This window comes from Algoriphagus sp. NF (genome assembly GCF_028823735.1).
Taxonomy (GTDB): Bacteria; Bacteroidota; Bacteroidia; order Cytophagales; family Cyclobacteriaceae; genus Algoriphagus; species Algoriphagus marincola.
The window spans coordinates 45,411-59,197 of record NZ_JAPEIB010000018.1 but is presented as its reverse complement, the minus strand read 5'-3'; the positions used below and the strand labels follow the sequence as shown (position 1 = coordinate 59,197).

Sequence of the window (13,787 nt, the reverse complement as noted above, 5' to 3'; positions counted from 1 at the left end):
TTCCTGACAAAAGGTCTTGCCAAGATCAAGTCATTTTATGATAAAAATCAGGTAATAGAGCCACCAAAATCCAAATAGCTCCAAAATGCCTGCTACCGATCAAAAAGATATGGTTTCACTTGGCAAAATGGCTGGTGTTAAAAAGTCAGGAAAAATTATCTTTGATTACATTCAATTGAAACCTGAAAAAAATGAGCCCAAAAAGAATCTTCTTCACCGGCGGATCCGGAAAAGCCGGAAAGCATGTGATTCCCTATCTCCTTGATCAGGGTCATCGCGTCATGAATGTAGACCTAAAACCACTAGATCATCCCGGAGTGGATAATCTCATAGCAGATATTGCCGATTCAGGCCAAATGTTCAATGCCATGAGTAGCTATGCGGGTTTTGATGAATTGGAGCCGGGAACCGGGGTTCCCAAGTTCGATGTGGTGGTCCATTTTGCGGCGGTAGCCAGAATCCTGATCAATCCCGATAATGAAACCTTCCGAGTGAATGCTGTTGGAACTTATAATGTCATCGAAGCTGCTGTTAAGCTTGGGATCAAAAAAATCATCATTGCTTCCTCGGAGACAACTTACGGAATTTGTTTCTCTGATGGGAAGACCAATCCCAATTACTTGCCCCTAGACGAAGAATACGATGTGGACCCGATGGATAGCTATGGACTGTCCAAGGTAGTCAATGAGCAGACCGCCCGAGCTTTTCAACGAAGATCAGGTTTTGATATCTATGCTTTGCGTATCGGAAATGTGATCGAGCCTCATGAATACCAAGAACTTTTCCCCCACTATTTCAAGCATCCAGAAGTGAGAAGAAGAAATGCTTTCTGCTACATCGATGCCCGAGATTTGGGGCAGATTGTGGATTTGTGCATCCAAAAAGATGGTTTGGGCTTTGAGATTTTCAATGCCGGAAATGATCACAATGGGGCAATTATCCCTAGCAAGGACCTAGCGGAGCGCTTTTTCCCCGGAGTCCCTCTGAAATGGGAAATGGAAGAGCATGAAGCATTATTTTCAAATCGAAAAATCAGAGAGGTTTTGGGATTCAAAGAGCAGCACAACTGGAGAAAGTATGTGAAAGGGGAATAGAAAACGCTTTCTTCACCCCTTACCAATCATCCTTAAAATTTCGTCTCTTATACGATTAAAGCCTTGATTCAATCGCTTGGAATCCCTTTTTCAAAATTTTCGACTAACTTAAAGCCAAACACACCAAAACCTCTTTTTTTATGCAAATAGCCATTCATAACTGGATGAGGGCAGAAACCTTAGAAAGCACCCTTCAGCGGATTTCTGCTCTTGGATATTCCCATCTCGAAATTCAAGGAGCTCCCGAAAGCTACGATAGCAGTCAAGTCAAGGAGCTTTTAGAAAAATATAATATCCAATGTTGGGGATCTGTGACCCTAATGCTCGAAGAGCGAAATCTGCTAGCCAAGGATCCCGATCAGCGAAAAAGATCCGTAGAATATGTTCTGGACCTTGCTCAAATGGTAGCTGACTTGGGAGGAAAGGTGATTTCCTTTGTGCCTGCCACGGTAGGCAAAATCATCCCCGATGCCCGTCCGGAGGAAGAATGGGAATGGGCTGTGGAAGGAGTAAAAGAAGTGTATGAATTCACAGAAGCAAATGGTCTCACCATTGGAATTGAGCCGATCAATCGATTTGAGACCTATTTCATCAATCGCGGCGCGCAGGCTTTGGCACTCGCAGAGGCAGTCGGGCCCAATTGTGGCGTCTGTTTGGATACTTTTCACATGAATATCGAAGAAGTTGATATGTTTGAAACGATCCGGCAGGCAGGTTCAAGATTAGTCAATTTCCACGTGGCTGACAATAACCGGTTGGCTCCGGGGATGGGTAAGTTAAATTGGGAAAAAATTATGGCTACGCTCAAAGAAATCGATTATGACAAGATTCTTTCTGTAGAATTTTGCCCACCTATTGATCGTACTCCGGCCAATCCATACCCAAACTCCATCGATGAAGCACCGGAAGGTCTGAGTCCCGAGCAGCTGAAATTCCTACAAGACCATGGAAGTACAGCCGTGACTGAGGATTTCTACACCATGCTTACTCAGCGATCCATTGATCAACTCAAACCTTACCTTCAATGAAGATAGCCAATATTGAGGCCTTTTGGCTTCGCTGCCCTATTCCAAAGGAAAAACAACACCGCTCCGATTATGGGCTCTTGACCAATTTTGACATGACCTTGGTGGTAGTGACCACAGACACAGGCCTTCAGGGTTTTGGCGAGGCCAAAGCTGCTGTCGGCTCCTCGGGTTCTTGCGCCAGCATTGTGAGCTGCGTGGAAAATGAGTTAAAACCTGCCCTCATCGGACAAGACGCCAGCCAAATCAACCGAATCTGGGAAATTGTCTACAACGGTACCCGAGATCATTACGCGCTTTCCAGAGGTCGAAAATTCCCCATCTTAGGTAGAAGAGGATTGACTATTTCTGCTTTAAGCGGCATTGATACGGCGCTTTGGGACATCAAAGGAAAAGCCTTGGGAGTACCCGTGGTAGAACTTCTCGGAGGAAGCTGCCGAGACAAAATGCCTGCATATGCCAGCGGTGGCTGGGCAAGTGCTGATGCGATTGGGGAGCAATTGAAAGGATATACTGAAAAAGGATTTTCAGGAGTGAAAATGCGTGTGGGCGTTATGGATGAAACGGTGGCCGAAAGCATCAAGCGGGTTCGCGCGGCAAGAGAAGCGCTACCCGACCATATCAAATTGATGACTGATGCACATGGCACTTTTAGCGTTCCGGAAGCCAAGCAGTTTTGCCGAGGAGTAGAAGATTGCAATTTGTATTGGTTTGAAGAGCCTATCAGTCCGGACAATCGAATCGGGACAGCCGAAGTCAGGGCAAGCACTCACATCCCCATTGCGGCTGGTGAAAGCGAGTACACGGCTTTCGATGTCAGGGATTTGATAGCCGAAAAAGCCTTGGACGTCATACAGCCGGATTGTGCCATTATCGGAGGGATTACTGAAGCCATGCGCGTATCTCAACTGGCTCATACCTATCAACTGGAACTCGCTCCTCATTGCTGGGGATCTGCATTTTCATTTATGGCCGGACTTTCGGTAGCTTTTGCTTCACCTTCGGCTAATGTGATCGAGTTTTCATTAGGAGGAAATCCTATGATGTATGAACTGGTCAAAGAAAAGATCAGTGTAGATGAAAAAGGAATGCTTTCCCAACCTACCCAACCCGGTTTGGGACTCACACCAAATTGGGATTTTGTAAAAGAATTCAAACAATAAAAATCATGGCAAAAGCAATCAATATCAATCACGTCGCCTTGGTGGTGACAAACTTGGAAGAAGCTTGTCAATTCTATGAAAAAGAACTAGGCTTGGAAGCTATTCCTGCCTTTCTTTTTGACTATCCCACGGCATTCTTCAAGATCAACGAGGACCAACAATTACACCTGACTGAATGGGAGGATGTTTTTTCATTTAGGGGGCATATTTGTCTGCAGGTGGATGATATTAATGCCATTTATTGGCGGATGAAAGAATTGGGGGTCATCGATATCAAGCCATGGGGTCATGTGCGTCAGCTTCCCGATGGACCAATTCAAATGTTTGTCAGAGACCCATCCGGAAATTTGCTCGAACTTTCTTCTGCTCCGGATGCCAAAATCGATCCCAAAATATTTGAGGATGAGCTTTTCAAGGCGGGCATTTATGTATCGGGGAGAAATGATTTTCGAGGGTACAAAACGAAGGACGCGACGCTTTATCACAAAAATAAATGAGCCAGAGAATCCTTCTTTTGGAAACCCTCGCAGAAGAAGCGATGGAGCTATTAAACGCATCGGAAGATGTGGAAATAGTCTTTGCTTTGGATGAATCCAGTCTACAAAAGGCATTGGAAAAACCGGATTTCCAGGCTATCATCACTAGAGGCAAAGGGCAGGTGAGGAGTCAATTGATGGACCAAATCCCTGGCCTGCAAGTAATTGCCCGAGCGGGAGTTGGGCTGGACAACATCGATGTCGATGAGGCAAGCCAAAGAAACATCAAAGTTGTTAATGCCCCTAACAGCAATGCCAATACCATTGCAGAGCATACCATTAGCCTCATGCTGAATCTCCAACGGAACCTTTTCGATGCTTTCAATATGGTCAAAGAGGGTCGATGGAAGGAGCGTGGAAATTATGTCGGGGATGAACTGCATGGAAAAACCCTCGGAGTTTTAGGAATGGGAAATATTGGTAAGAAAGTAGCCCGAATAGCTGAAGCGCTAGGCATGGAGGTTTGCTATTGGAGTGCCTACCGTGAACCTGTCTCCTATGCTATGCTGACTTTTGATAAGGTTTTGAAAAAATCAGACGTCATCACCATCCATCTACCTTTGACGAGTGACACAGAAAATCTAATTAGTCAAGAAGCTTTTGATCAGATGAAGGAAGGAGCTATTCTCATCAATACGGCAAGAGGAAAAATCATAGACCAGGAATCTTTGATCAATGCTTTGAACTCCGGGAAACTAGGTGGCTTTGGGGCTGATGTTTTAGCAGACGAACCACCAAAAGCTGACGAGCCATTGGTCACCCACCCCAATACTTTAATCACTGCTCATGTGGGTAGTTTGACCAAGACGACCTACACCAAAATGTGTACAATGACTGTCGAAAACACCCTCGCGATTTTGCAAGGAAAAGACCCGATGGAGAATTGTATATTCAATCAACAAAGCTTAAAGGGATAAAAAAAATTTGAACCTAGAGACTACGCTCTAAAACTTAAAATTTAACAATTATATTTTTTATTAAGTCCAACATCGTCTTTATCCCAAAAAAAAACCTAATTTTCTGCCGTGAATTCACACTGTTTCCAATAATTTTTTGGGGGAAATATTGGATTACAAATGAAAATTAAAAATCAGTCTTTGAAGAGCATTTTATTGAGGATTACCAAATTTTGAAACCAAAAGCTTACCTGTTTTTCATACTTCTTTCCTTCTCCTATTTCCTAGGATCATCGGAGAATTATGCTCAATCAACAAATCTCTGGGCTGATTCCTCTTCCCAAAAGAAAATTTATGTCATGGAAATCTGGGACAATTCCAATGGACTTCCCCAGAATGCAGTTTTTGCAATGAAAAAGGACAAGTCCGGATTTCTTTGGGTCTCCACTGAAGAGGGTTTGGTCAGGCTCGACGGGATATCTTCCAAAGTATTTGACAGGGAAAATTACCCTATCATGAAGGAGCAGACCTATTATACTTTTTATGATGGCGAAAATGGTATTTGGGCTTCAGGAGATAGAAGTATTGCCTTTCTTAATAAAAGCATTCTCAAGGTCATCGATTGTAGCAGCATTTCGGAAGACTCTCGGATCAGAGCAGTTTTCGAAGACCAGGAGGGTAGACTATTAATTGGAAACTCCCAAGGAGAAATCTATCGATTTGAAAATGAACAATTTGCCCCATTGGAGTTCTGGAAACCAGAGGTTGATTTTGAAATTCAAGACTTTTTCCAGATCAACCAATCAGAGCTACTGGTAGGGACTACTAGTGGTCTTTACAAAATAAATTTTGAGAAGAATACATCAACGGAGGTAGCTCCAAGTAGCTTCTCTGCGATGAAGGTATTCGGCAACTCCAGCCTTACTTATGTCTTTTCTCCTCAAGAAGGGATTTTCAGAATCAATGAAGATCTTCAGTTAGAAGAAGCTATTCCAATCCAAGAGGTCAGGGATATTGATTTTCGTAGCCTTACTTTGGATACTGAGAATAGGATTTGGGCTGGTTCACAAGAAGGAGGCTTGATTTTTATCGAAAATGGTGAAGTTAATCGATTTAATTATCCCGAACTGAATAATTACCCCATCAGAGGGATAATCAAAGATGAAAGTACCCTGTATCTGGGCACATTAGGAAAAGGACTGGCCATCGTAAAACCTGCAAGGGTCAAACAGCCCAATTTCGAAGAGCTTCAAAAGAAAAATATCAAGGCGCTGATTCAAGGCAGCGATAGCAGTATTTGGATAGGAACGCGCTCAGACGGTTTATTTCGAATAGTTGGAAATAAAATTGATTCTTGGAAAGAGGAAGACGGTTTACTAGCTAATGGTATCACTACTCTAGCGACAAAAGAGGATAAGGTTTATATCGGTTCAAGTCAGGGAGTCTCAATCTTGGATATTGGGTCAGGTAAATTCAAAAGCTTTTTTACCAAAGAAAATGGTCTGAAAAACAATTATGTACAGGCTGTTTACAATGATTCAAAAAATACGATCTGGATCCTAACCAGGAATGGTGGGCTTCATTATATCGAAGAAAATGGAACAATTCAGCAAGCAGATCTACCTGCCGAGTTTGAAAGGACACGGTTTGTCTCCATTCTAGAAAGCAAAAATGGAGATATGATTGTCGGTTCAATGAGTCGAGGGGTATTTCGGATAAGAGATGGTGTTTTCATCGAAAATCAGCCTCTTCCTTTGACTCCTAGTGAAGACATCATCTATTGTATTCATGAGGATAAAGATGGGACTCTATTTTTTGGAACGCATGGTGGATTAATCATGCTCAGAGATGGTCAATTCAAATCTCTCAAAAAGCAGAATGGACTTCAGACCCAAGCTGTCTATAGTTTCACGGATGATGGAAAAAACGGCTACTGGATAACCAATAATTTTGGAGCCCAGTTTTTTTCCTACCAAGAGTTCAATCTATTCAAAGAAAGTACCGACGATTCATTTTTTATAGGATCCACCCTTTACGATCAAAGTGTGGGAATGCCCAATTCAGAGGCGAATGGTCTTATTTTCCCAGCAGTAGCTAGAGATTTTAAAGGGAGAATTTGGGTTCCTACAGTGGAAGGAGTAGGAATCATTGACCCAAGTTTGCAATCCGGCTTGGAAAAAGAAGAGATCGTTTTTCAATGGGATGAACTTCAATATGGAGATAAAAAGGAAACGATCAATGAAGAAATAACGATTCCAGAAGGGATACGCATGTTTCAGGTATCTTTTAGCCTGATTGATTTCAAAAACCCTTCACAATATTCCGTTTTTTACCTGATCGAAAGCAAATCAGATAACTGGCTCCCTCTAAAAGATCAACGGTTTCTGTATTTCAATGGTCTCAAGCCTGGAAATTACACCTTGAAAGTAAAAATACTCCGCTATGGACAGCAAGAAGCAATCTATTCCTTACCAATCAGGGTCTCTGCTTCTTTTTTTGAAACCTTATTTTTCAAAATAAGCCTGGGACTTGCGCTTATACTTTTGATATACCTTGCTTTAAACTTTTATTTGAATAAAAAGTTGAAAAATCAACTAGAAGCAAAAGTTTCCAAACGTACTTTGGAACTCAGCCAAACAAACGAGAAGCTTAAAGAGGCCGTAAAAGAAATAGAAAAGCAAAAAGAGGTATTGCATGAACTTACCTGGAACCAATCACATTTATTGAGAGCTCCTTTGTCAAAAGCTATTGGAATCAATCAATTGCTATTAAACTATTCAAAATACCAAAAGGTGGAAAAGAGTAAAGAAGAGTTAGAGCAGGAGCTATTGTCTTCATTGAAGCAGGTGGATGAAATACTGAAAGATACTTTCAATAAATCCGAAAACTTGAAGAAGTCATGATGAAGAACCTCCAAAAAGTCTTAATCATTGACGATGATACGGGGATTCTTTTCCTACATGAAATAATTGTCAGAGAAGCAGGTTTACATCCCAAACCCCATACATTTTCGAACGCTGAAGAAGCTTTGGAATTACTGAAATCAGAAGATGAAACAGGTAAATCTGCCCTTATTTTTCTGGATATAAATATGCCCATAATGGATGGGTGGGAGTTTTTAGAGGAGCTTTCATCGACTATTCGAGAAAGCGACATCAAAGTAATTATGGTCACTTCTTCACTCGATAAACGAGATCGGGAAAGGTCTAAGCGTTTCAAAATGGTAATTGATTTTTGGGAAAAACCAATGGATGAAGCGCAGGTAAAGTCTCTCATAAAAAAGTTAGAGAATTAATCGACTGACCGTCTTGAAGTTGACACTTTTTCACCCATCAATGGATTAAATTTTTGCGGATTTTTTAGAAAATCAGCTATTTTAACTAATCTATAAATTCAGATTATTAAAGTTCCTATTTTCCTAATGTCCATTTTACAATACTTCAAATTCACCGCAATACTTCTTGTCCTTTTCTCAGCAGGACTTCTCCAAGCTCAAGTTCAAATAGTCGCTGATCAGGATATGGAGAAAAATCTCACGCTAATCGCCTACAATACAAGTGAAATCCCCTACACGATTCAAATCGAGTTTGTAAGCCTTGAAAACCTAAAATCTCTCGAAGGAGATTTGATCTTCAAAGTTGCTCGCCCGGGCAAAACCAACCTTGTAAACCTACAATCGATCTATATCAATGAAAAAACGAGCTTCAACTATCGCACCCAACTATTCAAAGGCGAATATTTACCAAATGCGACTTCAGACTTTCCCTATTTAGTCCCTTTTGAGAAGGGAGTGACCTTCAGCATGCGCAGAATCATCCCGAAGGCAAATCCTGCGATTCCAGTCGAAAATCTTCCCTACACCGGTGTCTTGTTTTTTACCGATAGCCCTACCCAAATCTGCGCCCCGAGGAAGGGGATTGTTTCGGAAATGAGAATGGACCTAGCTACCACTTCAGAAGAAATAGCCGACTTCGAATCAGAAAATTTTATCGAAATCTACCATCAAGACGGCACCTTTAGCCGCCTAAGCGGACTAAAAGAAGGCTCTGAAAAGGTTTCAATAGGTGAAATGGTGATTCCCGGCCAAATCATCGCCGAACTTTCCGATTCGACAAATGGCTCCGAATATCAAATAAAAATGATCCAGAGCCGATGGGATTTTAGTGAAAAAGGTATGGAATGGGTCAACTTTCCTGTAAATCTCGAAACAGCAAATGCCCAGCTGAAAAGCGATGAGACAGCAGATGATTTGACCTCCACCCATTCGGAGAAATTGATCATCAAAGAAATGGATAAAAAAGAGCTAAAAAAGTATCGAAAGAAGTAAAAGAAAAGGGATAGCCCGAAAGCTACCCCTTCATCCCCAAAAAAGTCGCCTAACCCAGGGGACTTGGACTTCACATCACCCCATTTTGTGCGAAGCCCAGTTTTTTATGCTTGAATGATTGCATTTCGTAATCCTTCGCTGTTCAGCAATTCACCGAATTCTCCAATGATAGACTCAGGGACATTATTTTCTAAGGCGCCCTCAACGACTGCCTGAACAAACAGGTCATAATCCTCAGCTGTGATCAATCCTGTCATTCTGGAATTGACCGTTGGATCATGTGCATCCCGCATATTTAAGCCATTGTACTCAATATTTGTCGATCCGATATTGGCTGCAAGAAAATCGGAAAAGCCCCCAACCAAGGTGGTAAAGCCACTTGTATCACCAGCTCCTACCTCATTCAAGAGAACCGTGAAATAAGGCTGTAGATCATCATACTTTCCACCTTCATTGGTTGCTATGACCAAAACGGTAGAAGTTACCACTGCTCTCAATGGAAGATAACCCGCTTCGATCAGCGTGCCGGGATTGTCAGGATCCTCTACCAGACCTGAGCCACCTAAGCGTGTATACAAGTCCAGATTTTCACCATCAGGCCGCTGTACGATAGGCTCGCGAACAGACTCCAAAAGATCGCCAACTGGGCCCAATACCTCTGGGCTGGTAATTCCAGCTTCAGCGGCACCTGCCACGACCGCTTGAATAAACAAGTCATAATCAGCATCATTGATTAGACCATTCATTCTTGGATTGGTCGAATTATGCGCTTCAGCCATATTCAATCCCGTATACTGGAAATTCTGTGCACCGGTAGCCTCAGCCAAAAAAATGGTAAAATCCTCTACCAAAGTGGTAAATCCCGACAATTCATTTCTGCCTACCTCGTTCAATAAAACAGAGAAATAGGGTTGTAAATCATTGTAGGTTCCCCCTTCATTGGTAGCAATTTCTAAGACAGTATTTGTCACTACCGTCCGAAGATTCAAAAAACCCTGCTCCACCATTTGGCCTGGATTGTCAGGATCAGGAACCATCGACTCTCCACCCAACTGTGTGGCATAGAAAGAGGTGTCCATCATGGGAGGTGTGGGATCATCTTCTCCGCAGGCGAAAAAGACAAAAACACCGAATACCCAAAGCTTGCTAAAAGATAAATTCTTGAGTTTCATAGTTGTTTTATTTAGTAAAGATGGATTGAAATAGACTTCCTAATTGATATGTGAAGCTGTCCTTTGGAATGGCAGGACAGCTACTGGCCAGTTCTTCAGCACTGGGACGATAGAGACTAGCTTGCAAATTGAGTTTTGAACCTAGCTCAGCGGCTAAATCGTCGCCACTTACCTGCTTGCGATCATATAAAAGAATGAAGTGCCCATCCTCCAGGTTTGCCCGAAAAGCTCGGATATATGATCTTTCAAGAAACTCGTTTTTGATTTCATTCACTGAAAGCGAATCGAGCTGATTGGCCACTTCAATTTTACCCATAGACCAATTGGGTCCCTCGGGAACCGCTTTTCCTGTGACCATGTAGATATGAATCGCTAAAACCAGGACTAACAAAAAGAGGATAGAACCAATGGAGAGAATGATTTTCTTGATCATGACTTTATCTGTTTTGCTGAAATACGAACTGAGTTCAAGAATTGGATTTACTGAGTTTCCATTTTTTTTAATTTTTAATGCAGGCAAGGCAACTCAGGCAGTGTAAAGCAGGCTGAATACGGACCTTTTGAAGCCTTTCGTAAGTCCAATCTTTCAAGTGAAAAAGGCGATAGTTAACTCGGCCATCTTTTGCAGAAATATGATTTTCACAATTGTACACATTGCCTTCCCAATCGATGGTTAATGAGTCTTTGCAAGGCAAAGGCTGATCATCATGTCTTCCGATTTTTGTCTGCAGCTCTTGGAAAAACTTAATCTTATCACCTTCATCTGAAAGGCAATTCATCATTCTTCCCACGGGTGAATACATCTTTTCTTGAAAGTCACTGAATCGGATTCCCCATTTCGATTTCCACTCTTCGAAATGCACCTCGCATGACTTGGAATTAGGAACTTTCAAGTGCTTCCAAATAAGCTTTAGCTCCAAATCAGAATCCTCAGAAGCATATCCCAGGCGGTTGAGATAGCGAACCACCGATAAAAAAGTCTTAAAGGTTTTAGGACCGCGTAATTGATCCATTTGAACCTCATCTAGTGTTGGTACATAAACGGATAAAGCCACTTGATGCTCTTGAAGAAAGCGCGGTAAGGCTTGAAAGTATCCCGGGTCCTTCATGGCTGTCACATGAGTATGAAGTACCAATCTGGTTTGAGGACTTTTCTGACGGATTTGTTTCACGGTCCACCGAAAATATGGGGACATTTCTGGTGCACCTCCTTTGAAAGAAATCTCTTCAAACTGCTCCTCTTCGATCAGTCTAATCACCTGATGTACCATCTCATGACGCATAAATTCCGAGCTCTCCGGCTTTGCATCATGTGGACAAAAACTGCAAGAGTGATTGCAGACTTTTCCCAAAAAAAGCTGAAGCTTCCGAAACGACAGAGGAGCTGGAATCGCGTGATGGGAAAGGAAAGAATCGATTTTGCCGAGCTCTTGTCCATCTCCTTTCGAAGAGGGAAAAAAATCGAAATCTTTCTTCTGAGTTGTGACCAATCGTTTTTCCATGATTTCCTTATTTGAAAGGAAGTACGAAGAGGATCTGCTGATTGGATCATTTAGAAATAAAAAAAGCCCAGATGATCACACGGGTCACCTGGGCTAAATTGAAATGGCTTTTTTTAGAAATGTTTCCAGCCTTGGGCTTTGATTGTAACAGCGGTACCGCTTTTTGTCACAAGAAACTTCCCTTCTTCTGCCTTGGAAATATGACCAATAAAATGGATATCGGGATGCTTTTCGAGTTTTTCAAAATCCTTCTGATCAATGGTGAAAAGCAATTCATAATCTTCTCCCCCATTCAGCACACAGGTGATAGGATCTAGATTCAGCTCTACCGCTGTGTCAAAAGTCTGCTTATCAATCGGTAATTTATCTTCATAGATAGTGGCTCCGACATTGGAAGATTTACAGATATGAAAAATCTCTGAAGCCAAGCCATCGGAAATATCCATCATAGAGGTAGGCACTACCCCCAACTCCCGAAGTTCATGAATAATATCCATTCGGGCATCCGGTTTGAGCTGTCGACCGGTGACAATGGTGTACTTCTCAAGGTCAGGTCTCATGTCTGGATTGGCCAGAAATACCTGCTTCTCACGCTCTAAGATTTGCAATCCTACCAAAGCTCCTCCCAAATCTCCTGTCACGCAAAGAATATCATTCTCCTTGGCTCCGTTTCTGTAGGTGATCTGTGCCTTTTGAGCTTCTCCTATTGCAGTAATGGAGATCACCAATCCGCTTCGGGAGGCAGTCGTATCTCCACCTACCAAATCAACCCCATAGTGCTCACATGCCGCTCGAATTCCCGAATACAAGGCGTCCACCGCTTCTACCGAAAATCGGTTGGAGAGCGCAATACTGACGGTAATCTGCTTTGGAATCGCATTCATGGCCGCAATATCCGAGACATTGACGGCCACGGCTTTGAAACCTACATGTGGCAAAGGAGCATAAGCCAAGTCAAAATGCACTCCCTCTAAAAGCAAGTCGGTTGTCACTACTTTGACGTGATCTCCTGCATCTATAACGGCAGCATCATCCCCAATTCCCTTCAGCGTTGAATCATTTTGAAGTTTTACCTTTTCGTTCAAATGGTCGATCAGGCCAAACTCACCCAAATCACTTATTTCTGTTCTTTTTTCTGACATATCTTATTGTACAAAGTACTAAGTCCAAAGTACCAAGAAGCATATTTTTGACTTGGCATCTTTAAAGTTGGACTTTTTACTATTTACGATTTACTACTTATAAATATTTCTCCTGACAGAGCTCTACCAACACGCCATTCGTGCTTCGTGGATGCAAAAATACCACTAATTTATTGTCTGCCCCCTCTTTAGGCGTTTCATTCAGGATTTCAAAGCCCTCGGTCTTTAATCGGTCCACTTCTGCATAGATATCTTCTACGTCAAAAGCGATGTGATGAATACCTTCTGATTTTCTTTCCAAAAATTTGGCAATCGGGCTATCCGGGCGGGTCGCTTGAAGGAGTTCTACCTTGGTCTCTCCTACCTGGAAAAAGGAGGTTTCTACCCCTTCTCCTGCTACTGTCTCAGTTTTGAAGTGTTTCTTTCCCAATAATTTATGAAAAAGCTCATTGGATTTTTCCAAATCAGAAACAGCAATGCCGATATGCTCTATTTTTCTCATTTTTATAATTCTTATATTTGTAATCGAATCTTTTGGAGCCAAGGCTTGTTTATGCTCCTGAACCGAAACTAGTACGCAAAGTTAAGAATATATGATCATCGTTTCTGATAAGGCCAAAGAACGCATCCTCGAGCTTAAAAGAGAGGAAGGGCGTACCGAAAATGAAAACATCCGAGTGTCTGTCAAAGGCGGCGGCTGCTCCGGACTGATGTATGATTTGGGATTTGATGCCAATTTGGTGGATTCCGATCATGTCTTTGAAGACAAGGGTATCAAAATCATCGTAGATCGAAAGAGCCTTCTTTACCTTGCCGGGACCACGCTTGAATTTAGCGATGGTCTGAATGGAAAAGGCTTCCAATTTGTGAACCCCAATGCCAGCAGAACTTGCGGATGCGGGGAAAGCTTCTCAGTCTAAGCAGCAAATT

At 42.3% G+C, this 13,787-nt stretch carries 14 protein-coding genes; 9 read left to right on the top strand and 5 right to left on the bottom strand.

Features of this window, described 5'->3' with window-relative positions:
* Nucleotides 1-191: 191 nt before the first annotated feature.
* From OU792_RS10405 to OU792_RS10370, 8 genes are all read left to right on the top strand, one after another.
* On the top strand, nt 192-1,094 hold the full coding sequence (locus OU792_RS10405) for an NAD-dependent epimerase/dehydratase family protein (RefSeq protein WP_274670127.1): 903 nt from the start codon (nt 192-194) through the stop codon (nt 1,092-1,094).
* A 140-nt stretch (nt 1,095-1,234) separates the two neighbouring features.
* The gene (locus tag OU792_RS10400; protein ID WP_274670126.1) at nt 1,235-2,122 is read left to right on the top strand and encodes a sugar phosphate isomerase/epimerase family protein; all 888 of its coding nucleotides are present in this window, start codon (nt 1,235-1,237) and stop codon (nt 2,120-2,122) included.
* Nucleotides 2,119-3,282 (top strand): mandelate racemase/muconate lactonizing enzyme family protein, encoded by a 1,164-nt coding sequence (locus OU792_RS10395; RefSeq protein ID WP_274670125.1) that lies wholly within the window; start codon nt 2,119-2,121, stop codon nt 3,280-3,282. Before OU792_RS10400 ends, OU792_RS10395 begins: the two co-directional genes overlap by 4 nt.
* A gap of 5 nt (nt 3,283-3,287) precedes the next feature.
* Nucleotides 3,288-3,779: a VOC family protein gene (locus OU792_RS10390; protein WP_274670124.1), complete on the top strand. Its 492-nt coding sequence runs from the start codon at nt 3,288-3,290 to the stop codon at nt 3,777-3,779.
* A complete protein-coding gene (locus OU792_RS10385; protein WP_274670123.1) occupies nt 3,776-4,735 on the top strand; it encodes a 2-hydroxyacid dehydrogenase in 960 nt (319 codons plus the stop codon). Before OU792_RS10390 ends, OU792_RS10385 begins: the two co-directional genes overlap by 4 nt.
* Before the next feature lie 212 nt (nt 4,736-4,947).
* A complete protein-coding gene (locus OU792_RS10380; RefSeq protein ID WP_274670122.1) occupies nt 4,948-7,617 on the top strand; it encodes a ligand-binding sensor domain-containing protein in 2,670 nt (889 codons plus the stop codon).
* A complete protein-coding gene (locus OU792_RS10375; RefSeq protein ID WP_134203100.1) occupies nt 7,614-8,009 on the top strand; it encodes a response regulator in 396 nt (131 codons plus the stop codon). Before OU792_RS10380 ends, OU792_RS10375 begins: the two co-directional genes overlap by 4 nt.
* Before the next feature lie 126 nt (nt 8,010-8,135).
* The gene (locus OU792_RS10370) at nt 8,136-9,041 is read left to right on the top strand and encodes a peptidoglycan DD-metalloendopeptidase family protein (RefSeq protein ID WP_134203099.1); all 906 of its coding nucleotides are present in this window, start codon (nt 8,136-8,138) and stop codon (nt 9,039-9,041) included.
* A 104-nt stretch (nt 9,042-9,145) separates the two neighbouring features.
* Here OU792_RS10370 and OU792_RS10365 read toward each other — a convergent pair whose 3' ends face one another.
* From OU792_RS10365 to mce, 5 genes are all read right to left on the bottom strand, one after another.
* Nucleotides 9,146-10,213 carry a hypothetical protein gene (locus tag OU792_RS10365; RefSeq protein ID WP_274670121.1) on the bottom strand — a complete coding sequence of 356 codons (1,068 nt, stop codon included), beginning with the start codon at nt 10,211-10,213 and terminating at the stop codon, nt 9,146-9,148.
* A 7-nt stretch (nt 10,214-10,220) separates the two neighbouring features.
* A complete protein-coding gene (locus OU792_RS10360; RefSeq protein WP_274670120.1) occupies nt 10,221-10,646 on the bottom strand; it encodes a heavy-metal-associated domain-containing protein in 426 nt (141 codons plus the stop codon).
* A gap of 67 nt (nt 10,647-10,713) precedes the next feature.
* On the bottom strand, nt 10,714-11,715 hold the full coding sequence (locus tag OU792_RS10355) for a radical SAM protein (protein WP_274670119.1): 1,002 nt from the start codon (nt 11,713-11,715) through the stop codon (nt 10,714-10,716).
* Between the two features lie 113 nt (nt 11,716-11,828).
* Nucleotides 11,829-12,857, bottom strand: a complete 1,029-nt coding sequence (thiL, locus tag OU792_RS10350; RefSeq protein ID WP_274670118.1) for a thiamine-phosphate kinase — start codon at nt 12,855-12,857, stop codon at nt 11,829-11,831.
* A gap of 97 nt (nt 12,858-12,954) precedes the next feature.
* Nucleotides 12,955-13,359: a methylmalonyl-CoA epimerase gene (gene mce, locus OU792_RS10345; protein ID WP_274670117.1), complete on the bottom strand. Its 405-nt coding sequence runs from the start codon at nt 13,357-13,359 to the stop codon at nt 12,955-12,957.
* 91 nt (nt 13,360-13,450) lie between these two features.
* On the opposite strand from mce, the gene OU792_RS10340 reads away from it, so the two are divergent.
* Nucleotides 13,451-13,777, top strand: coding sequence for a HesB/IscA family protein (locus OU792_RS10340; RefSeq protein ID WP_026947238.1), 327 nt, complete (start codon nt 13,451-13,453; stop codon nt 13,775-13,777).
* Nucleotides 13,778-13,787: the final 10 nt, after the last annotated feature.